This window comes from Dialister sp. (genome assembly GCF_047832375.1).
Classification (GTDB): Bacteria; Bacillota; Negativicutes; order Veillonellales; family Dialisteraceae; genus Dialister.
On record NZ_CP181256.1, the window covers coordinates 400632 to 422162 of the forward strand.

Annotated in this window: 22 protein-coding genes; 18 read left to right on the top strand and 4 right to left on the bottom strand. The window is 50.6% G+C overall.

The window, feature by feature from the left end:
* Nucleotides 1–81: 81 nt before the first annotated feature.
* Complete coding sequence (locus tag ACFWUL_RS01630) at nt 82–672, bottom strand: IS630 family transposase (protein WP_416177607.1); 591 nt, start codon at nt 670–672, stop codon at nt 82–84.
* Nucleotides 554–1177, bottom strand: coding sequence for a helix-turn-helix domain-containing protein (locus ACFWUL_RS01635; protein ID WP_416177608.1), 624 nt, complete (start codon nt 1175–1177; stop codon nt 554–556). Before ACFWUL_RS01635 ends, ACFWUL_RS01630 begins: the two co-directional genes overlap by 119 nt.
* A gap of 272 nt (nt 1178–1449) precedes the next feature.
* On the opposite strand from ACFWUL_RS01635, the gene ACFWUL_RS01640 reads away from it, so the two are divergent.
* The 13 genes from ACFWUL_RS01640 to ACFWUL_RS01700 all read left to right on the top strand — a co-directional run bounded on the left by ACFWUL_RS01640 (nt 1450) and on the right by ACFWUL_RS01700 (nt 11030).
* Nucleotides 1450–2196, top strand: a complete 747-nt coding sequence (locus ACFWUL_RS01640; protein WP_416177609.1) for a carboxymuconolactone decarboxylase family protein — start codon at nt 1450–1452, stop codon at nt 2194–2196.
* A 32-nt stretch (nt 2197–2228) separates the two neighbouring features.
* The gene (locus ACFWUL_RS01645) at nt 2229–2390 is read left to right on the top strand and encodes a hypothetical protein (RefSeq protein ID WP_297022850.1); all 162 of its coding nucleotides are present in this window, start codon (nt 2229–2231) and stop codon (nt 2388–2390) included.
* A gap of 11 nt (nt 2391–2401) precedes the next feature.
* On the top strand, nt 2402–3022 hold the full coding sequence (locus tag ACFWUL_RS01650; RefSeq protein ID WP_416177610.1) for a flavodoxin: 621 nt from the start codon (nt 2402–2404) through the stop codon (nt 3020–3022).
* A 180-nt stretch (nt 3023–3202) separates the two neighbouring features.
* Nucleotides 3203–3400 (top strand): twin-arginine translocase TatA/TatE family subunit, encoded by a 198-nt coding sequence (gene tatA, locus ACFWUL_RS01655; RefSeq protein ID WP_297022845.1) that lies wholly within the window; start codon nt 3203–3205, stop codon nt 3398–3400.
* Nucleotide 3401: 1 nt separating this feature from the next.
* On the top strand, nt 3402–4079 hold the full coding sequence (gene tatC / locus ACFWUL_RS01660; protein ID WP_416177611.1) for a twin-arginine translocase subunit TatC: 678 nt from the start codon (nt 3402–3404) through the stop codon (nt 4077–4079).
* Between the two features lie 199 nt (nt 4080–4278).
* Nucleotides 4279–4815: a flavodoxin family protein gene (locus tag ACFWUL_RS01665; protein ID WP_416177612.1), complete on the top strand. Its 537-nt coding sequence runs from the start codon at nt 4279–4281 to the stop codon at nt 4813–4815.
* A gap of 11 nt (nt 4816–4826) precedes the next feature.
* A complete protein-coding gene (locus ACFWUL_RS01670) occupies nt 4827–6131 on the top strand; it encodes an MATE family efflux transporter (protein WP_416177613.1) in 1305 nt (434 codons plus the stop codon).
* A 460-nt stretch (nt 6132–6591) separates the two neighbouring features.
* Nucleotides 6592–7317 (top strand): flavodoxin, encoded by a 726-nt coding sequence (locus tag ACFWUL_RS01675; protein ID WP_297022835.1) that lies wholly within the window; start codon nt 6592–6594, stop codon nt 7315–7317.
* 38 nt (nt 7318–7355) lie between these two features.
* Nucleotides 7356–8252, top strand: coding sequence for an aldo/keto reductase (locus ACFWUL_RS01680; protein WP_416177614.1), 897 nt, complete (start codon nt 7356–7358; stop codon nt 8250–8252).
* Nucleotides 8253–8272: 20 nt separating this feature from the next.
* A complete protein-coding gene (locus ACFWUL_RS01685; RefSeq protein WP_416177615.1) occupies nt 8273–8755 on the top strand; it encodes a cyclophilin-like fold protein in 483 nt (160 codons plus the stop codon).
* Nucleotides 8756–8781: 26 nt separating this feature from the next.
* Nucleotides 8782–9441 (top strand): hypothetical protein, encoded by a 660-nt coding sequence (locus tag ACFWUL_RS01690; protein WP_297022831.1) that lies wholly within the window; start codon nt 8782–8784, stop codon nt 9439–9441.
* 59 nt (nt 9442–9500) lie between these two features.
* Entirely contained in the window at nt 9501–10670 is a 1170-nt protein-coding gene (locus ACFWUL_RS01695) for an iron-containing alcohol dehydrogenase (RefSeq protein WP_297022829.1), read from the top strand.
* A gap of 15 nt (nt 10671–10685) precedes the next feature.
* Entirely contained in the window at nt 10686–11030 is a 345-nt protein-coding gene (locus ACFWUL_RS01700) for a hypothetical protein (protein ID WP_416177616.1), read from the top strand.
* Between the two features lie 213 nt (nt 11031–11243).
* Here the strand turns inward: ACFWUL_RS01700 and ACFWUL_RS01705 are convergent, their stop codons facing one another.
* A complete protein-coding gene (locus tag ACFWUL_RS01705; protein ID WP_416177617.1) occupies nt 11244–12566 on the bottom strand; it encodes an IS4 family transposase in 1323 nt (440 codons plus the stop codon).
* Nucleotides 12567–12770: 204 nt separating this feature from the next.
* Between ACFWUL_RS01705 and ACFWUL_RS01710 the strand changes: the two genes are divergently transcribed.
* From ACFWUL_RS01710 to ACFWUL_RS01725, 4 genes are all read left to right on the top strand, one after another.
* Nucleotides 12771–13571, top strand: coding sequence for an alpha/beta hydrolase (locus ACFWUL_RS01710; RefSeq protein WP_416177618.1), 801 nt, complete (start codon nt 12771–12773; stop codon nt 13569–13571).
* Between the two features lie 71 nt (nt 13572–13642).
* A complete protein-coding gene (locus tag ACFWUL_RS01715; RefSeq protein ID WP_416177619.1) occupies nt 13643–14644 on the top strand; it encodes an aldo/keto reductase in 1002 nt (333 codons plus the stop codon).
* Between the two features lie 210 nt (nt 14645–14854).
* The gene (locus tag ACFWUL_RS01720; RefSeq protein WP_416177620.1) at nt 14855–15760 is read left to right on the top strand and encodes a DUF362 domain-containing protein; all 906 of its coding nucleotides are present in this window, start codon (nt 14855–14857) and stop codon (nt 15758–15760) included.
* Between the two features lie 24 nt (nt 15761–15784).
* On the top strand, nt 15785–16240 hold the full coding sequence (locus tag ACFWUL_RS01725; RefSeq protein ID WP_297022816.1) for a flavodoxin: 456 nt from the start codon (nt 15785–15787) through the stop codon (nt 16238–16240).
* 3606 nt (nt 16241–19846) lie between these two features.
* Here ACFWUL_RS01725 and ACFWUL_RS01730 read toward each other — a convergent pair.
* On the bottom strand, nt 19847–20488 hold the full coding sequence (locus tag ACFWUL_RS01730; RefSeq protein WP_416177621.1) for an MBL fold metallo-hydrolase: 642 nt from the start codon (nt 20486–20488) through the stop codon (nt 19847–19849).
* 95 nt (nt 20489–20583) lie between these two features.
* Here ACFWUL_RS01730 and ACFWUL_RS01735 point away from each other — a divergent pair, with 95 nt between their 5' ends.
* Nucleotides 20584–21180, top strand: coding sequence for a TetR/AcrR family transcriptional regulator (locus ACFWUL_RS01735; RefSeq protein WP_416177622.1), 597 nt, complete (start codon nt 20584–20586; stop codon nt 21178–21180).
* Nucleotides 21181–21531 lie beyond the last annotated feature (351 nt).

The window sequence follows — 21531 nt, forward strand, 5'->3', positions numbered from 1 at the left end:
CCGTCAGTCATTCGTGCCGTAGTCTGGCCAGCTTTCCTAGAAGCTAGCAGCTAACAGCTATAGTGAACGACAAAAATAACTTTATTTAAAGCTGCACAGGGTTCGAAGCTGATTATTTGGCTTTTTCCAAGCCTCGAATGCTTTTTCAACTGTTTCCATAAGTTCCATTAAGGTTGCAAAGAAACGATTGTGTGTATATTCTCTGCGGGTTTTTCTCCAAACCTGTTCGATTGGATTCAGATCAGGTGAATAGGGAGGAAGCATCAAAATTGTAATTTTATCTGATATATCCGCATATTCTGGCCGCTTTTCTACAGCAATTAGTCGATAGGCCTTTTTGTGCCAAGGGGCATTGTCCATTACCAGAACATAATGCTTGCCTTCCGGCAACAGTTTTGCAGCCAAGAACTCACGAATAGAGGCTATTGTGGTCTCATAGTTGAATTTCTCCGGCTTTGTCGTAAATAACTCTCCGGTTTCTGGGATAACAAACCCACTATAAGGAGACTTGAAACGTGCCGGGAATGATTTCACCTTAGGTGCACTGCCTTTTTCATACCATCCACGTGTAATTGTAGTCTGAATTTGGAAATGCACTTCGTCCTGAAATGTCAGAATTGCGGTACTGTCTGCTTTTACTTCGTCGATTTTTTTTAAAGGCAATTCGTTCATCCGTATCTTCGTATCCCTTGGATGGATATAGTTGGGGGCGGATAAGGGAAAAGCCCAGACTGTGAAATAGACGTTGGCATTGTCTAACGCTTAGCGTAGTGTTGTACTTACTACTGATATAGTCAGACAAGCTCGGCCCATCCCAGACATTGTAGCCGTATTGTTTTGGCTCGGAAGTAAGGGCCTGCTTGATTTCTTTTAGCTGCCCGTTGGTAAGCTTTGAGGGCCGGCCTTTGTGCCCTTTTAATTTAAGTGCGTCAAAGCCCTTTTCATCAGCAATTTTTACCCAGGATGAAATTGTCATCTTGCTTACACCAGCTAATTTACTGATTTGGGAAGCAGACAAACCGGATAGAACCATGTTTACGGAGAATACTCTGAAATGGAACCTGGCGTCATCAGTAGACGACATAATCTCCTTACCTTGTCTCAAAAGTTCTTCCGGATCAGTGTGATACTTTCGATTGTTCATATGTACTGTACCTCCAATTGAAGTATAGCACATAGATACATCAATTTAAAGTAAAGTAATTAATGTCGTTTACTATAGAAGCTCTCACGCGTTTGACTCTCTCCACCAGCTTCGCCCTATTAGCTCGACAAACTGAAATTGGCAGAACTCTATTTCTAAGATAACTATCATGCTTTGCCCGTATGGATAGCGATTTATTATAAGTATTGGCCATCAAAAAGCATCGCAGATATACTGATAGTGAGAAATGGAAGTCATATATATCCCTACAGGACAACTTATTTACAGGAAGAAGGAAGTAAAAAATGACTAAGATTGTACAGATCGCAGGACATGATGTATTAGGAAAGTTTGCACCGGAATTTGCGAAACTCAATGATGACGTGCTGTTTGGCGAAGTATGGAGCCGGGATGGAAAGCTTTCCCTGAAGCTCCGCTCCATTGTCACTATCAGCGCCCTCATCGGCAAGGGTATTGTGGATTCTTCCCTCAAGTACCATCTGGAAACGGCGAAGAAGAACGGGGTGACCCAGGAAGAAATGGCGGAAATCCTCACCCACATCGCCTTTTATGCAGGCTGGCCCAATGCCTGGGCGGCCTTCCGGATGGCAAAGGAGGTCTATGAAACGGGAGACGCGGCGCATGGAGGCTTCTTCGGACAGGGAGGAGTAAATGTGGGATATGCGAAATATTTCACCGGCACCTCCTACCTGAAGGTTCTCACGAAACCGGAAGATCCTATGACCATCTGCAACGTGACCTTCGAACCGGGATGTCGGAACTGGTGGCACATCCACCACGCCGCTTCCGGTGGCGGCCAGGTCCTCATCTGTGTGGATGGGGAAGGCTGGTACCAGGCAGAAGGACAGGAACCGGTGAGTCTCAGGGCCGGGGACATCGTGGAAATCCCACCGGAAGTGAAACACTGGCACGGGGCAAAGAAGGACAGCTGGTTCAGCCACCTGGCCTTGGAAATCCCGGGCACCGGTCTTTCCAACGAATGGGTGGAAGAAGTGGGAGATGAAGAATACAACAGGCTGGAAGAGAAATAATTTTCCGGCAGCCCGGAAAGAGAGGAAACCCCATGGTGGAATGTTCAGCACAGTCTATAGAAGGAATGAATCTGAAGGAACTGAAAAAAAGAAGGATGCAGCTTCTGGAGGAAATTCATAAACAGCAGGAATTACTGGACCAGATGGATTATGTAATTTTTAAAAAGGAAAAAATCGGCGGAAAGGCCGATTGAAGGAGGAAACTATGATCTGGAAAAAAGCAGCAGTATTGGGAATGGCAGCAGCAGCAATCATGGGAATTTCTGCCTGCGGCAGCAGCAATGGAACCCAGCAGGCATCAGCGCCGGCCAATTCGTCCGCCGCTTCCCAGTCGGTCAAAAATCCCGCCGGCAATGGCAAGACCATTGTGGTCTATTTCTCTGCCACCGGCAATACGGGAAAGGCAGCCAATGTAATTGCCCGGGAATCGAAGGGAGATATCTGGGAAATCAAACCGGAAAAGCCTTATTCTAAAGCAGACCTGGATTACCTGGATGACAACAGCCGCAGCGTGAAGGAACACAATGATCCCTCCATCCGCCCTGCTATCAGCGGCAACGTACCGGCCTGGGATTCCTACAGCACCGTATATCTGGGATACCCCATCTGGTGGGGAGAGGCGCCGAACATTATGTACACCTTCGTAGAGAACCATGATTTCTCCGGGAAACGGGTCATTCCTTTCTGTACCTCCGCATCCAGCGGAGTGGGAGACAGTGCGGAACACCTCCACCAGGTAGCAGGCAAGGGCGACTGGATGGGAGGCACCCGGTTCTCCGGCGGATTCAATGAAAAAGACGTCATTGACTGGGTGAAGAAGTACTAAGGTTAAAGGTTCTTAAGGTTCAAAGGGTTCGTGGGTTCATGGGGCTGCTGGGAAGATTTCATTGCAAAGCCTGGGAATCTTCCCTTTGGACCTTTTTATTACCCCATGAATAACATTGCCGGCACTGGGATAAGAAACAGGGGCCCGCAAGGATAATAATTCGAAAGGAGGATGTCTGTTATGTTTGGATTAGGAGTACCGGAACTGCTGCTGATCCTGGTGATCGGGCTCATTGTTTTCGGACCGGGAAAGCTTCCCATGATTGGAAGTGCCCTGGGCAAGAGTATGAAGGAATTCAAGGATGCCTTGAACGCGCCGGTGGAAGTAAAAGAGAGTCCCAAAAAGGAGGCCGCTCCGGTAGAAGAAAAGGAGAAATAACATGAGCTGGACAGACCATATGGAAGAGCTCCGGCAGAGGATCCTGAAGTCCCTTCTGGCCATTGTCATGGGCATGGGGGTATCCTTCCTCTTCATGGACGAAATCATGGCCTTCCTTACATCCTATGTGGGCACCCTGTATTTCATGAGGCCCGCCGAGGCCTTCATGATTTACTTCAAGATTGTCTTCTGCGCCGGCACCATTGTGGCGTCACCCTTCTGGTTTTACCAGCTCTGGGCATTCCTGCTGCCCGCTTTTACGACCCATGAAAAGAAGGTCCTGGCCGTGGTGGTTCCTCTCTCCCTGCTGCTCTTTCTGGGAGGTATCGCCTTTTCTTACGGTATCGTGCTGCCTCGGGGACTGACGTTTCTGATGAATTTCACATCCGATGGGATCAGGCCTCTCTTTTCTATGGAAAGTTATATGGATTTCGTGTTTTTTATGACCATTCCCTTCGGCATTCTCTTCAACCTGCCTCTGTTCCTTGTGCTTTTGGCAGAGACTGGGCTCGTTACATCGGCAAAACTCAGGCGTATCAGAAAGTACGTGGTATTGGCCTCTTTTATCCTGGCCGCACTCATTACGCCCACCACCGACATTTTTTCCCAGTGCCTTCTGGCGGTGCCTCTGCTCCTTCTCTATGAGGGAAGCTGTATTTTCATCGCAGCGGCACTGTGAAAGTAGAATGGGGCCTGGGAATTTATTTTCCCTGTGATTTTGAAGGAGAAAGAAAATGAACAGGCGAGAGTTTTTAAAGGTCACCGGCTTCGGCATGCTGACACTGTTTCTCAGCGGCTGCAGTACATTCATAGCATCCGGTCAAAATGGCGGTTCTGCTGCCAGTGCTGTTCCAGGGCAGGTTTCAGGAGGTAAGAAAATGAAAATCGTCGTCATTACAAGCAGTCCCCATCCCAGAGATGAGTCAACTTCTATTTATCTGGCAGAACGGTTTGCCAAAGGTGCTGAATCGGCGGGGCATGAAGTGTTTCTCTTCGATGCAGCAAACAGCGACACCCATCCCTGCCGGGGATGCGACCACTGCCATATGAATGGGCCCTGCATTTTCCAGGATGATATCGAAAAGACGCTGATGCCAAAAATGCTGGAGGCGGACCTTCTGGTCCTCACCACCCCTTTGTACTACTTCGGCATGTCTGCCCAGCTGAAGACCATTGTGGACCGGTTCTATTCCCGCACAGGCCGGCTCCATGGAAAGAAGTCCATTCTCATGGCTACGGCCTACAACAGTGACGACTGGACCATGAGTGCCCTGGTGGACCACTACGACACCCTGGTCCGCTACATGGGATGGCAGGACTGCGGAAAGATTCTTGGTATCGGCTGTGGATCCCGGCCCCTTGTGGAACGGTCGGATTTCGGAAACCAGGCTGAAAAACTGGGTGCCAATCTATAACGGAGGATAGTATGGGACAATCGTCTGCTCTTTTCTGGAAGTCGCTGGTCATTCCGGCCGCGCAAAAGCCGCTTTCCCAAAAGGAACGGCTCTTTTCTGACAGCCAGCTGTGGCAGATGATGGTTCCCCTTTTCATCGAGCAGATCCTTGTAGTGGCCCTGGGAATTGCGGATACCTTCATGGTGAGCTTTCTGGGGGAGGCCGAGGTCTCCGGAGTGGCCCTGGTGGACCAGGTCAACCTGATTTTCCTCTATATCCTCATTGCCCTTTCCTCCTGCGGTGCTGTCATTGTGAGCCAGTACCTGGGAGCCGGTGACCGGGAAAATGGAAATTGTGGGGCAGGGCAGCTCCTTTCCTGCGCCGCCTTTACCGGAATATCTCTGGCCGCTTTGGCCGGCCTGTTTTACGAGCCTTTCTTCTCCCTCCTTTTCGGAAATGTGGAGCCCCCTGTCATGGCGGCTGCTGCAGAATATATGAAAATCTGCCTCTTCTCCTATCCCGCTCTCGGTATTTACCATGCCGGCGCCGCTATCCAGCGGAGTCTGGGAAATACGTCCTGCACCATGAAGATATCAGCCGCAAGCAACGGCATCAATATCATCGGCAATATTCTGGGACTCTTTGTATTCCATGCCGGCATTGCCGGTGTAGCGGTGCCAACAGTATTGGCCCGATGGTTCTCTGCCATTGTGGTGACCATGCTGACCTTCAGCCAGGAAAGGCCGGTCTATTATGAATGGAAAATGATTTTCTCCTGTCATCGGGATATGATTCGCCGGATTCTTGCAGTGGCCATCCCCAATGCCATTGAGAATGGCTTTTTCCAGCTCATGAAGGTACTGCTGGTGGGCATTGTGGCCCTCTTTGGCACATCCCAGATGGCGGCCAATGGCGTGGCCCAGAGCATCTGGAGCCTGGCAGCCATGTTCGGCGTCACCATGGGATATGTCTATGTGACGGTCATCGGACGGTGTATGGGGGCAGGTATGAAGGAGGCGGCGGCCTACTATTTCAGAAAGCTCAGCCATATGACGCTGGGGCTATCGGTATTCTGGAACCTCCTCGTCCTTATAGCCGCATTCCTCGCCCTGCAGTGGTACCCTCTCACCGAAGAAACCCGGCAGCTGGTGTTGGTGCTGGTGGTACTTCACAACCTGTGCAACGCCTTTTTCTTCCCCTTCTCCCAGCCCCTGGCCTTCGGTCTCCGGGCGGCGGGGGACGTGAAGGTGCCCATGTACATTACTATTTTCGGCACCTTCTGCCGGGTGGCGTTGTCCGTCATCCTCGGTATCTGGCTGGATATGGGGGGGTGGTAGGAGTCACACTGGCCATGTGCCTGGACTGGCTCTTCCGGGCCCTCCTCATGGTGAAACGGTGGCAGGAAGGGGCATGGGAGACAAAACAGCTCATCTGATGGGGATAGCAGGAAGACCGGCAAAATGGGAATCAGTACAAATAATGCATAGCCAATCCGGCTCTCTTACTGCAGGACGTATTTGCTTTACAAATACCGCTTCTGCGAGGCAGATCCATCCCCCGCCCTTTGGGCAGCCCCTTCTCTGGAGGGGCTCTTTTTTTATGGATAGGGTCACCGCGAGAAATGGCGGAAAGCGGTTAGCCGTAAGCTGTAAGCCGTCAGCTATACTCCTCTATTTCGTTGCACTTTCATGCTTTCTGTCTATGGGATTCCATTTATTATAAGTATTGGCTATTAATAGAAGAAAAGCGTAATCTTTTAGATGAAAGATAATGTTCCATGGAAGAAAGGAGAAAAATATGAAAAAGATGATTCTTCGTTTACTGGGATGTGCGGTGGCAGGTATGGTTGTCCTTGGGATTTCTGCCTGCGGCGGACAGAGCAGCACTGCCAGTACCTCCGCATCACCGGAGCCAAAGGCGGAGGCTGGGGCCTATGTGCCGAATCCCACGGGAAAGCCCATGTCCGAGGACCTGAAGGATGTACTGGAGATGAAGCACAAGGAGGAAGCGAAGTCCATTCCTCTCATTAAAGAACTTCCGGCGGGGTCCAATAAGGATAAGAAAGTGATGATTGCCTACTTCACCTGGGGCGGCCGTTCCGGCGAAGTAGCCCAGATGATCCACCAGAAGGTGGGTGGCGATGTTTACGAAATCGTAAGGGACCCGGATTATCCGGCGGACTACGACAGCATCCTGGACGTGGCGGCGAAGGAAGTCGATGAAAATGCCCGGCCGAAGATTGCCGGTGAAATGCCGGACCTTTCCAAATACGATGTCATTATCCTCGGCTATCCGGCCTGGTGGTTTACGGCGCCCATGATTATCCCCTCGTTCCTTGAAAAGCAGCATCTGGATGGAAAGCTGATTGTCCCCTATATGTGCTCCTTTACGAGCCCCATCGAGGTAAGCCTGCCGGCCATTGCCCATGCGGCTCCGGGAGCGAAGATTTTCCAGGGCCTTACGCTGGATAAAGATACGGATTACAACGTCATTGACCCCTGGCTGCAGAAAGCGGGATTCTAATGATACCCTCTATTTCATTCAGAAAGGAATGAATGCCTATGGAATATGTTACGCTGGCTAATGGTGTGAAAATGCTATCCTTCGGGTTTGGTACATTCCAGATTCCCGCCGCTTCCTGCGAAGGAGCGGTGAGAATGGCACTGGATGCGGGGTATCGGCTCATCGATACGGCCTGGTCCTACCAGAATGAAGAGGCCGTTGGGAAGGCCATCCGGGAGTCCGGTATTCCTTGGGAAGACATTTTCGTTTCCACCAAGGTATACATGATGGGCCCCGATGGCTACAGCTATACGAGGAAGGCCTTCGAAGAGGCCCTGGAGCGGCTGGGACTGGAGTACGTGGATATGTACATGATCCACATGCCCTTTGCTGACTATTACGGCGCCTGGCGGGCTATGGAAGAATTTTACCGGGAAGGGTGGATCCGGGTTCTGGGAGTCTGCAATTTCAGCAGTGCGAAACTGGTGGACTTCAGCAGGAATGTGGATACCATGCCTCAGGTGGACCAGGTGGAACGGTATCCTTTCTACGTGAGGCAGGAAGAGGAGAAATGGATGAAGAAGCTGAGGGTGCAGCCCCAGGCCTGGGCTCCCTTTGCGGAAGGAATGAACGGCATGTTTACCAATCCCCTGCTGAAACGGATTGCTTTGGCCCATGGGAAAACGGTGGGCCAGGTGATTCTCCGCTGGGAAATACAGACCGGCTGGGCAGCCATCGCCAAAAGTGTCCATGAAGAAAGAATCCGGGAGAACTTTGATATCTGGGACTTTACTCTTTCCGATGAAGAAACAGGAGCCATTTCTGCCCTTGACCTTCACAAGCCCCAGATGCTGGATACCGAAAATCCGGTGGAAGTGAACCGGTGCTACGATTTCCTGGAACATCCGGTGGTGACTTCCCTGCAGAATGAAACGAACCAGGATAGCAAAGACTGATTCATTAGAGGAGATACATCATGAAAAAAGGAATCTGGGTCCTGGCAGCGGTTATCCTGGCAGCAGGGGCGTGGCATTTTGCCTTTTCTGCAGGAGCGGCACCTGCTCCCGCGCCGTCTCCGGTGGCAGACGGAGAAAGCCTGAACCCTGTGGCGGAGCCAAGAATTATTACCATCAGCGATGGTACAAGAGAGGTGTCCTATGGACTGAATGACAGCACCGCAGCCATGGACCTGTACCAGCGGCTTCCGCTCAAGATAGAACTGAAAGACTACAGCGATAATGAAAAAATTTTTTATCCCGGCGCCCTGGATGTATCAGATACGCCAAGGGCGAAGAACAGGGAAGGCACACTAGCCTACTACGGCCCCTGGAAAGATGTGGTTCTCTTCTATGGCCCCTACAGGGAAAATGAGGAGCTCTATGAATTGGGCCGGGTATTGGAAAATGGGGACAGGATTTCCCAACTGAGACCGGGTATGGTAACCATTGAGAAGAAATGATATCGCTGGGGGAAGGAGGAAGTACGGTGAGATATGCACTGGACCTTGCGATGATGGCAATTCTGGTTCTGGAAATGAGCTTTCTATTTATGCCCCGGCCTTTCCATGAAATATTGGGCGTGGCTTTTCTGGTACCCATTATTTTCCACGTCTGGAAAAACCGGTATTTTCTGAAATCCCTTCCCCGGGGACGTTGGCCGATTCCCCGAATTATGGGGGCATTGATTGACCTCCTTCTGGCCATTGCCTGCTTCACTACGATAATCAGCGGCTGTCTTATTTCCAATCTCTTTTCGGATCTGGTGCCCTCTGCCATCCGCACAAGCCCCATGCTTTACCAGCTCCACAGCTTGGGGGCCCGGGGATTCCTGATTTTTGCGGGCATCCATATGGGGCAGCATGTGGAAAGCTGGTGGAAGCGGCTGCTCCAGGTATTCCACATTCCCCGCCGCTCCCAAGTGGCCCGCATGGCCGCAGGAATTCTTGTGCCTTTCATTGGCGCAGGCGGACTCTTTGCGGCTTACCAGGACAGGCTCTGGCAGCGGCTCATGGGGATGCCGGTCTTTATGACGCCGGCCCTGAAGTACCATACCCAGGGCTACATACTGGTGCAGCTGGGGATATTCCTGCTTTTTACGGAAGTGGGCTGGATTCTCTGGCGCATGGCAAGCCGAAGGAGAAGATGACTTTTTAGAGCATAAATCTGGTATGAAACCGTTATTTTTGCGATCAAAGGAGAAAAAACATGTTAGGAGATTTTACATACTGCAACCCGACAAAACTGTATTTTGGGGAACATGCCCTGGATAACCTTCACGGGGAACTGAAGAAATATGGAAAGAAGGTCCTTCTCGTCTATGGCGGTGGTTCCATTAAGAAGAATGGCATTTACGGCGACGTGACCCGGATTCTCCGGGAAGAAGGGAAAGAGGTAACTGAGGTTGCTGGCGTCATGCCGAACCCCACCATCCATAAGCTCCATGAAGGCATGGACATCGCCAGAAAGGCGGGGACCGATTTCATCCTGGCCGTGGGCGGCGGATCCGTCATCGATTATGCCAAGGCTCTGTCCGTATCCGTATACTGTGAGGAGGATCCCTGGGAAAAGTATTTCATCAGGATGGAAGAACCTGCCTGTGAAACCATTCCTGTGGGAGCCGTACTCACCATGGTGGGAACGGGTTCAGAAATGAATGCGGGCTCCGTCATCACCTATCCTGAGAAGAAACTGAAAATCGGACATGTCTTTGCGGACGAGAAAATCATGCCCCGGTTTTCCATCATGAATCCTCTTTACACCATGACTCTGCCGAAGTACCAGATGGTGGCCGGCATCTATGATATGTTCAACCACATCTGTGAACAGTACTTCTCCGGAGAAGACGATAATACCAGCGATTACCTGGCAGAGGGCCTCATGAGGAACGTCATCGAGTCCGGCCGCAAGGCGGCAGAGGACCCGAAGAACTATGAAGCCCGTTCCAACCTCATGTGGGATGCTACATGGGCCCTGAATACGCTCATTGCCAAAGGCAAGACCACGGACTGGATGGTCCACATGCTGGGCCAGTCTGTGGGGGCCTGCACCAATGCCACCCATGGTATGACACTGGCTGCCGTTTCCCTTCCTTATTACCGGTTTATTATGAAATGGGGACTGCCGAAGTTTGTCCGCTTTGCGAAGGCAGTCTGGAATGTAGACAGTGCCCACAAGACCGACGAAGAAGTGGCAAAGGAAGGACTGAAACGGATGGAGTCCTGGATGAAGGAACTGGGTCTGGCGCTTCACTTGAAGGACCTGGGGGCCACGGAGGATATGATGGATGACCTGGTGAAGGGAACCCTGATCCTGGACGGCGGTTACAAGGTGCTCACGAAGGAAGAAATCCGGAAAATTTTTGAAAAAGCTATGTAATGGAAGAGGGGATCTATGATGAGAAAAACTGCAGTGAAGAAAATGGTTCTGGGCCTTGCGTGCCTGCTCCTTATGGGCGGTGGGATGATTACCGCGGAAGCGGCGGTGCCGGGTCCCATTCCGGATCCGTCGAAAGTACAGGATTCCGTGGCGCCGAAAGAAACGATTGATGCAGGCAAACTGTCCAATGCCTGGGACAAGGTATTTCCGGAGAATCCGGCCGTTGCCCATCACAAGGTGGTATTCCACAACCGCTACGGCATTACCCTGGTGGCAGACCAGTATACTCCGAAGAACCTGAAGCCCGGCGAGAAGCTGCCAGCCATTGCCCTGGCCGGCCCCTATGGGCAATGCTATTAAGTTAAGAGAAAAACGAGCAAAATATGTCTTTTAGGGATGCAATATTATTGTGAACTTGCCATAAATTCTCCATTTTTGCTTTGCCTAAACAACCATTTTTACATCAGTTATTTTTACAAGTTAGATTTTTGCATGCGAAAAGAACCGAAAATTGCGGATTTTTTTCGGATTTATCCGTGATAATAGCTTGGGTATCTTAGTTGACAATATTCCTTAGAATCCGGTAGGTTTTCCCTCGAAGGCATGGACCTTCTTTTCAATTCTTCCACGGTCGTAATGCCTGTTGTGAATGATAGCTACTTTGTAGGCCTCGAGTCGCTTAGTCAAATTGAAAGAATTCGCCTGCTCTTCCGTACAGAATAAATAGTGCAGGCAGGGCAGGACTCCTGCTTTGAAATTAACCTTGTACCGGTACTTGTGGTGTGCATCAATTTCCTGAATAGGAATATGGTTTATGATGGCTGCAACACAGTTATACAACGTAAGTGCCGCATACAGTTCCATTTCCTGATAGAGCAGGAACTTGGAGTGAAATACGATGGCTCCTACTCCATATTTCAAATGGCGGAAAGCTGTTTCAACCTGCCAGCGCTTTCTGTAAATACATCCAATCTCCGAGGCAGAAAATGACCGGATATCCAGGTTGGTAAGGTAATACTGGACATCCCCACTTGGCGAAACCGAGGACACGATGCGGATTCTCAGCATCATATCTGTCTCAGGCCGGAACTTTTCACTGGATTCCTTATGATAGATTCCTTTGGCACTGCGCCTTACATGGACATTGATTGTTATTTCTTTGTTGGTGATGCCATCCGGGAGATTAAGCCCTTTGGCTGAAAGAATGCCTGCACTCGGACCTTTTGCCCGGATGACGTATCCAAAACCCATTTGAGTAAGCAGACACAGGACCTGATAGCCTTCATAACCACGGTCACTGATGATGACCGTATCCTCGGGTTTATAGATAGGATGCTCTTGGGACAGTATTTGGGCCAGCTCCAGAAGTTCGCGCTGCTCATTGCATGACAGCTTTGGTTTAGTCGTAATTGCCAGATAGAGATGGTTTAGAACGTCATAAAAAGCATTTACATGATCCATATGGTACTGTGGCCTCCCAAATGGACTGCAGTCATCTGGAACAGGTAACACTGGAGTAGGCATGGGCGAATCTGAGCCATCGCAGGCGATAAGGAATTTGCCATGGTATCTCTTAAGCTCAAGTAACCGGTGCAGGTCCTTGAGGACATTCCTGAAAATGGTGGTAAAAACTTCCGTCGTGAGTTTCTGCCGCTGCTGAATGAACGCAGAAGGAGTTGAGTCACCAAATTCATCCATCTCAATGAAATTCTTGAAAAGGATATCTGGCAAGGTGCCGGTCTGCATCTTATACATAACTAAAAGAATACGTGCAATAGGCCATTTCCGTACCCGGGTAAAAAATCTGGGGTTAATCCCATACAACTTGGGATTGTCAATAACATGTTGAACGTGGCTCCTAAAAATTTTTCTGACTTGCTTTTCAAAATTGATCATAACAAATCCTCCTTGTTAACAATTGGGGTGGTTCCCTTACTAACAGGCGGAGCCTCAAATTTTTGAGGATTTGTCAAGCCTTTTTTTGATGTTTTTATATTTTTTTGTAAACCTAAGCTTTTTTTAGACACAAAAAAAGCACACGTCGTTATAACGTATGCTTGTGTAAAACGCTTAACTGAATAGCATTGCCCCTATGGGGCGGTGAAGGAGCAGGTCTCCGGCCGTTATGCCCAGGAGCTGGCTGCCCGGGGCTTCCTCACCATTGCCTTTGACCCCTCCTTCACCGGGGAAAGCGCCGGTGAACCAAGAAACACCACGTCCCCCGATATGGCGACGGAAGACTTTATCGCCGCCGTGGACTATCTTTCCAATAATGACCAGGTGGAACCAGGAAAAATAGGCATCCTTGGCATCTGCGGATGGGGCGGCTTTGCCCTGAATGCGGCATCCCTGGATCCCCGGATCAGGGCCACCGTGACCTCTACCATGTATGACATGAGCCGGGTCATTGCCAATGGCTACTTCGACTACAACAGGAAACCGGAGGATTTGGTGAAGGAAAGAAAGGCTATGCGCCAGTCCATCAGTGCCCAGCGGACACTGGATTACAAAAACGGTACCTATAAGATGGCCGGCGGCGTTCCTACGGAAGTGAATAAGAACACACCCCAATTCGTGAAAGATTACCATGATTTTTACCAGACCAGGAGGGGCTACCATCCCCGGTCCTTCGGTTCTACCACCGGTGCCACCTTAAGCTCCCTTTTGGATTTCGCCGTCATGCCCATCAATTCCTATATCGATGAAATCGATACGCCGGTGCTGATGATCCATGGCGAAAAGGCCCATTCCCGCTACTTCAGTGAAGACGCCTTCAAAAGGCTGAAGGGTACGAATAAGGAACTCTACATCGTCCCCGGCGCCGTCCATACGGACCTCTATGATAAGATGGACGTCATCCCTTTTGATAAAATCGAACAGTTTTTCAAGAAGAACCTGTAAGGAAAGGCCGGGCTTTGCTGTGCATGGCCCGGCGATTTTCCCTTTCAGACAATAAGATAAGGAGGAAATCCATGGAATATGTAAATCTTGGACATACGGATATCAGAGTATCCCGGCTCTGCGTGGGATGCATGAGCTTCGGCAAGGCTGGCACCATGCATGACTGGACTTTGGACGAGGAAAAGAGCGCGGAAGTGATTCACCATGCCCTGGACCTGGGCATCAACTTCTTTGATACTGCCAACGGATACTCCGCCGGTACGAGCGAAGAATACCTGGGGAAAGCGCTGAAGGGATATATCCCCCGGGACCGGGTGGTCATTGCATCGAAGGTCTATTTCAATCCCGGCCGCCTTTCTAAAGAAGCTGTCCATCGGGAAATCGACGGTACCCTGAAGCGGCTTGGCACCGATTACCTGGACCTTTACATTATCCACCGCTTCGATTATGAGACTCCCATGGAGGAAACCATGGAAGCCCTGAATGATCTGGTGAAAGCGGGCAAGGTGCGGGCCATAGGTGCCTCCGCCATGTACGGCTACCAGTTCTACAACATGCAGCTCATTGCCCGGGACCATGGCTGGGCCCGGTTTGAAACCATGGAAAACCACTATAACCTGCTATACCGGGAAGATGAACGGGAACTGATTCCTATCTGCAAACAGATGGGGGTATCTCTCATGCCCTACAGTCCCCTGGCCGCAGGACACCTGGCCCGGCCAACCTGGAAGTCCGATTCCCTCCGGGGAAGAACGGACAGGGTGGCCATGGGAAAGTATGATAACTATGAAGCCAATGATATGGAAATTATAAATAGAGTAGAAAAAGTGGCTGACAACCACGGGGTCTCCATGGCCCAGGTGGCCATCGCCTGGCAGTGGGCCAAAGGGGTGACAGCTCCCATCATCGGCGGCACGAAGACAAGAAATTTCGATGATGCCCTGAAGGCTTTGGACCTCCATCTGACAAAAGAAGAAATCGACTATATGGAGGAACCCTATGTACCCCATAAGATTGTAGGAGCCATTGACCATAACCCGCCCCAGGGGGTCATGCTTCTGGATAAAAAATAGGAGGAAGGGCCATGAACCGCAGGGAATTTTTGAAAGTTTCAGGTATGGGGGGCCCTTTCCATCCTACTGGCAGGCTGCGGCCTGACTTCCCAGGCCAGTTCCCAGGGAGCCCCGGCCGCGTCCGGTATTCCGGCAGCAGAAAAAGAGAGAAAACCGGGCAGTGGCGGCAACCACTACGTGCCGCCGGGAGAAAGACAAGGCGGAGAATCGGTGGTCTATTTCACAAGGGACCTGTCGTCTGCGGGACTTCTCAAGGTATACAGTACCATTGCGGGCAATATGACCGGAAGGGTGGGCATCAAGCTGCACACCGGGGAGCCCCATGGGCCAAACATTATCCCAAGGTCCTGGGTGAAGACGCTGATGGCAGAAGTCCTCCCGGATGCCCATATCGTGGAAACCAATACCTACTACCAGGGTGCAAGGTATACCACGGAAGACCATCGGAGAACCCTGGCCATTAACGGCTGGGATTTTGCGCCGGTGGATATTATGGATGAAGAGGGAACCACCATGCTGCCGGTGAATGGGGGCAAGTGGTTCACGGAAATGTCTGTAGGTTCCCATATGATGAATTACGATTCCCTCCTGGTCCTGACCCATTTCAAAGGCCACACCATGGGCGGATTCGGCGGGTCCGACAAGAATATCGGTATCGGTTGCGCCGACGGGCGCATCGGTAAGAAGATGGTCCATACCGGTGATTCCGGCGGCCAGTGGAGCGCTATAGAGGAAGAATTCATGGAACGGCTCACGGAGTCTACGAAGGCCACGGTGGACCATTTCGGAAACCATATTGCCTATATCAATGTGCTCCGCAACATGTCCGTATCCTGTGACTGCGAAGGTACCTCCGCCCAGCCGGTGGTGACACCGGACATCGGTATCCTGGCATCCACGGACATCCTGGCCGTTGACCAGGCTTCAGTGGACCTGGTCTATGCCCTGCCGGAAGGAAAGCACCATGACCTGGTGGAGCGCATGGAAAGCCGCCATGGCCTCAGGCAGCTGTCCTACATGAAGGAACTGGGCATGGGTTGTGACCGCTGCGTCCTGCTGGATATGGACAACGGCAGCAGGCCCATTACCCTGGCAGAAGCGGTGAAGGATGTATAGAGTATTCCACAAGGAGATGTTTTTATGTCTGAATCATTGGTTACTTATTTTTCCGCCAGCGGCACCACTGCTAAAAGGGCAGAAGAACTGGCAAAGGCCCTGGGAGCAGACCTCTATGAAATCGTTCCCAAAGAAAAATATACGGCAACAGATCTGGACTGGACAAACCGGAAATCCCGGACTTCTGTGGAAAGGGATGACCCCGCGTGCCGTCCGGCACTGGAGAAAACGTCCATTTCTATGAAGGAATATGACAGGGTGTACGTGGGCTTTCCCATCTGGTGGTATACGGCGCCCCGCATCATCAACAGCTTCCTGGAAGAAAATGACTTCGGCCAGGCAGAAATCATCCTCTTCGCCACCAGCGGCGGCAGCGGCATCGGAAAAGCGGTAAAGGACCTGCAGAAGGCCTATCCGGGTCTCCGCATCACCGAAGGAAAACTGGTAAATGGGGGAGTGAGTGGGTTAGTGGGAAAGTGAGATAGTGGATTGGTGAGTTAGTGAATTAGTGGATTAGTGGGACAGGTTGGCAGGATTGAGTGGTGTCCATTCAACCCACGCAACCTATCTAATCTATCCAGGATTACCAATCCTGCGTGCCCTGCGTCATGGTTTGCCTTATAGTCAGCGACTTTGCCGCAGATGGAAGTCTGATGGGAACAGATGGGATTGGCCCAAGGGGCCTGAACGCCTGGCCACGAGCTATTAGTTTACCGGTAAGCTGTAAGCGGATAGCTGATAGCCTGCTCCCCTCGATCTCGACCTCGGTCTCGACCGGTCATTCGCAACTGACCAGTCACCCTAAAAATTTTTTGAAAAAATTTCACTTTCCATGTTCACAAAATTGAAGTTCGCGGTATGTATATAGTAGAGGGACAAAATAGTACCAGGTATGGCGAGATTCCATTTCATATTTCCCCATTAGCCGGCAAAGGGAAGATTCTATGAAAAAGGATGCAGCCATGGATGTCCACTTGAGTTCCTCGACTCGATGGCCAACGAGAAGGTGAGATTGAGTAGCGAGACCAAGATCGAATAGGACAGCGGCGAAGCCGCGAATTGCCTCAATCTCAATCTCGATCTCGATCTTCACGCAATGATCCACCGTCCGGATAACGGACAATGTTACGCAATACAACACCATAAGACCCAAGGACTTTCTGATAGCTCATGCTTTTGCCTCTTTGACGACTAGTTCGGTTTTTGGAGAAACTTCGGTTTCCATCCTTACGCCGGCGCCTGATTCACTGGACAAATTCCTGCATCTTACGGACACCGGGTCTTGTTGGTGTTTTTTTGTTTTGCGTCATTTCGATATTTGTGGATAGAGGACAGATTGAGATCGAGGTCGAGATCGAGTGAGTCAGCAGCTTCGCTGCAGAGACGATAGATGGAAGAGGGGAAGGGGCTTGCGGTGAAATTGAAGCTGATAGTCAGGCTTACAGCTATCAGCTGACAGCTTACTGAAACCCAGCGGCTGCAGCCGGACGGCTCTTGATATCCATTATGAAACTGTATCGAAGCTTTGCCGCATGCAGAAATGCTGCTAATCATTTCCTGAAAAAATTCACTATCCCTGATTCGTCATCTCGAGCAGTGGCAAGCGCCGAAGTGAGTAAAAATTGTAAGAATAGTATGTGAGAAAGCGTCGGGAGATCTCCGAGAAAAATGACTGTGACGGTGTTACAACGCTGACGCCGGTGTGAAAAGCGTGTATTCCTGAACACAAGAAAGATTTCTCGACTCATCGTAGCTGTAGCGATTTTGGCAGTAGAGTCATAGAGTATGCTGGCACCGCTCGAAATGACGTGAGGCGGAAAGGGGCATTTTCTGGAATACTGTAATCGTGACGGTGACTCCATCCCTTTCCCGTCATTTCGAGCGGTGGCAAGCGCCGAAGTAAGTAAAAATTGTAAGGATAGAATGTGAGAGAGAGTCGAGAAATCTCCGAGAAAAATGACTATGACGGTGTTACAACGCTGACGCCGGTGTGAAAAGCGTGTATTCCCGAACACAAGAAAGATTTCTCGACTCATCGCAGCTGTAGCGATTTTGGCAGTAGAGTCATAGAGCATGCTGGCACCGCTCGAAATGACGTGAGGCGGGAAGGGGTATTTTCTGGAATACCGTAATCGTCATGATGACTCCATCCCTTTCCCGTCATTTCGAGCGGTGGCAAGCGCCGAAGTAAGTAAAAATTGTAAGGATAGAATGTGAGAGAGAGTCGAGAAATCTCCGAGAAAAATGACTATGACGGTGTTACAACGCTGACGCCGGTGTGAAAAGCGTGTATTCCCGAACACAAGAAAGATTTCTCGACTCATCGCAGCTGTAGCGATTTTGGCAGTAGAGTCATAGAGCATGCTGGCACCGCTCGAAATGACGTGAGGCGGGAAGGGGTATTTTCTGGAATACCGTAATCGTCATGATGACTCCATCCCTTTCCCGTCATTTCGAGCGGTGGCAAGCGCCAAAGTGAGTAAAAATTGTAAGAATAGTATGTGAGAAAGAGTCGAGAAATCTTTCTGAAAAGTGGCTGTGACGGTTTTAAAAAAAGAATTGAGATTTGAGAAAAGAGAATTGAAGCCCGGCCTGCGGCGCTTCCATCGGTCGGCCTCCGTTAAATGAGAGCGAGAACGAAGCCGAGACTGAGGTGGAAAGCGGCTCTGCCGCCGTAGGAAACCTGATGACTCTGTTCACAAAATGTAAGAATACCACTGCAGTAGGCCCCTTCCTCGGGGAAGTAAGCGAACCCAGTTCACTTGCCACCCGCCAGGGTGGAGAGCTGATGGAAAGCAATGGAAGCGCCGCAAGCGGACCATCTTTCCTAAAAGCTGGCTGCTAGCAGCTAAAAGCTCCCGTACGTTCGCACGCCGCTCAGCCACAAAAGCGCCGCAGGCTGGACCTCAACTCTCAACTCTCAACTCTCAACTCTGTATTATTCAGACACCACAAAAACACGGAACCCTATGCCGGTATCTCCCATGCATCGAAGGCCGCCATGAATCAGGCATCAGCGCATTAGCTCAGCGGAAGATTGGTGGGATAAGCAAAGCTTTCCCTCTCTGCCGAAGGCTGCTCTAGGATTGGTCGTCAAAGCCTGCCGTTCCGTGTAGAGATAGTAGTGGCTATATTCCGTGTTTTCGTATTTGTGAAACTTTGTCTTGCCGGTTGCAGGATCCTGCTTACCGCTTTCTTCCGGACGGGAGCGGGGCGGGTAAAGGAGGAGCCCCTGCGCAGACAGGAGATTTTCTTTTCTGACATCGTTTCCTGCCTAGGATTTGGAAATAAGATCATACTTTTGTGAAAATCACCTGCTCTTAAGAGGGCTCCTGATTTACCCCTCCATATATTAAAAGGCCGTTTCGAGGGTAAAATCACAACCAACTTTTGGAATATATAATGTTTTGCTAATAAATTGGTACATGCACTATAGGAAGTGGCTGAGGTGACTGAGGTGACTGAGGGGGAGGTGGCGGCGCACAATTCATATAGCACCGCATTATGAAGACTGATTACCGCTTCACCACTTTCTCCACTGACTCTACACTCACTCGTCATCTCGAGCGGTGTGAGCATGCCGAGTGATTCAACATATAAAAATCGCTACAGCTGCGATGAGCCCTGAGATTTCTCAGAAAAATGAGTGCGACGGGATTTTTAAGAAGAATTGAGATTTGAGGAAAGAGAATAGAGGTCCAGCCTGCGGTACTCCCATCAGCTAACCTCCGTTGCCTTCGGCGCCACCGCTGGGCCACAAAAGGAAGGTGTCTCATTGTGCAGCATAGACGCCAATGTGGATTTGGCCCAAAGGTCCTTCTGCAGGTCCTTCGCCTTCCAGAAAAGGAGCCTATACATCAGCGGCGTAGCCGCAATTGGAATCCTTATGACTCTGCTCCCAAAACGTGAAAGTGCCTCAATACGGGGCTTCCTTCAACAAAGGGAGCCCCGTATTGAGGCATTACTAAGGGGAGTAGCTCACAGGGCCGGATCAGCTAAAGGTGCTCAATGCTCATGCCTGTTCACACGCTGCTCAGCCACCGGACACATGCCGTACAGCGGTGGTCCATCGTAGGGCTTTTCTCCTTATCCGATACAGTCTATGCAATAGCCGTGACCTACGGCCAGAAAGGCGGGATTCAGGAATTCCAGGCGCTGCTGCAGTTTTTTCCGGGCTTCTTCATTGGGGACCCGCTGGTCGTCAATGCGGGCGACTTCGCTTTGCCAGTCTTCTCTGATAACTTGACCGACGCCGTTGCCGAAACGAAGGAAAAGGTCCGCCGAGTAGAGGAGGCGGCTGTTTTCTTCATAGGCCAGGAGGCCATCCTGCAGGTGTACTTCAGAGGGGTAATCCAGGAAGGAGAGGGAGAGGTCTCTATCCTTCAGGGGTTCGCCGCCGCGGCGGGTGATGATGTTTCCGGTGTAGCCGTAGCCTGGGAGTTCCCGGGATGTAATGGGGCCGGCAATGACGGTGAGCTGGGGATATTCCTTCTGCAGTAACCAGAGGCCGCCGGCTTCATCGGATTCCATGTGGGACACAAAGACGTATTTGAGGGGCTTTTCTCCGAGGATGGCCTTCAGCTCCGGCAGCATAGCCGCTGCCTGCTGCATCGTACCGGCGGCAAAGAGGATGGCCGGGTCCACGTTCAGGAGATACTGATGAATCGTGAAGTCCATGGGCGGAATGTACTGGGAAAACTGGTAGAGATTTTTTCGGATTTTTTTCATAGTCTGGCCTCCATTGGGTACTGCTTGTCTTAGTTCGTTGATTACGCTATCATGATAGCAACAGTTGTTTCTTATATCAAGGCCCGGGAGGGTAGATGCAACAGGAAGGGAGTTTTGTTGCTATGCGGATCAAAGGATTGGCGGGGCAGCAGATCCGGCAGTACTTGGTGGAGGCGCTGCTGATTCTGATGGAGACAAAGGACTACGACTATATTTCTATCGGAGAAATCGCGGAAAAGGCGGGGGTGAACCGTTCCAGCTATTACCGCCATTTTTCCTGTAAAGAGGACATCCTGCGATTCTACCTCATGACCATTATGAGGGAATATCAGGAGACCTACCGGAAGGGGCCCGACCGGACCTTCCATGCCTATACGAGGCAGATTTTTGATACCTTTTATGCCCACCGCGATGACCTGCTCCTGATTCACAGGAATGGGCTCTCCTATCTCCTGTTGGATGTGCTGAACCGGTGCTTTCGGCTCAAGGAACCGGGGCGTAAGATCCCGGCAAAGGAAGAGTTCATGATTTCCTATCATATCGGCGGTATCTATAATAACCTCTGTCTATGGATGGATCACGGCATGAAGGAAACACCTGCACAAATGACTGACATTGCCCTGTCCTTCCGGCCGGAGGGATCCTTCACTCTGCTGGACATAAAGGACCAGGGAAGTCAGGGAGATGAATAAACACCATATGCCTGAAGGCAGAAATAGGAAGCTCACTATGACTGGGAAGCTTCCTTTTTCACTGTCTGGAGAAATCGTAGATAGTCCGAAATAAACCCATCCAACCTTTCCAACCTATTGAGCCATTCCACTAACCCACTAACCCACTAACCCACTAACCCACTAACCCACTAACCCACCAATCCACTTTCCCACTATCCTACTATAAAATCAATTGATATATCGCGAAAATAAGAATACAGAACCGGGGACCGATGATTGGTCCTGCCGATGGCTTCCGGGGATTTATCCCTTGGGAAGCCTTAATTTTCGAAATATCATATCTATAATAAGCGAAATATAGAATAGACA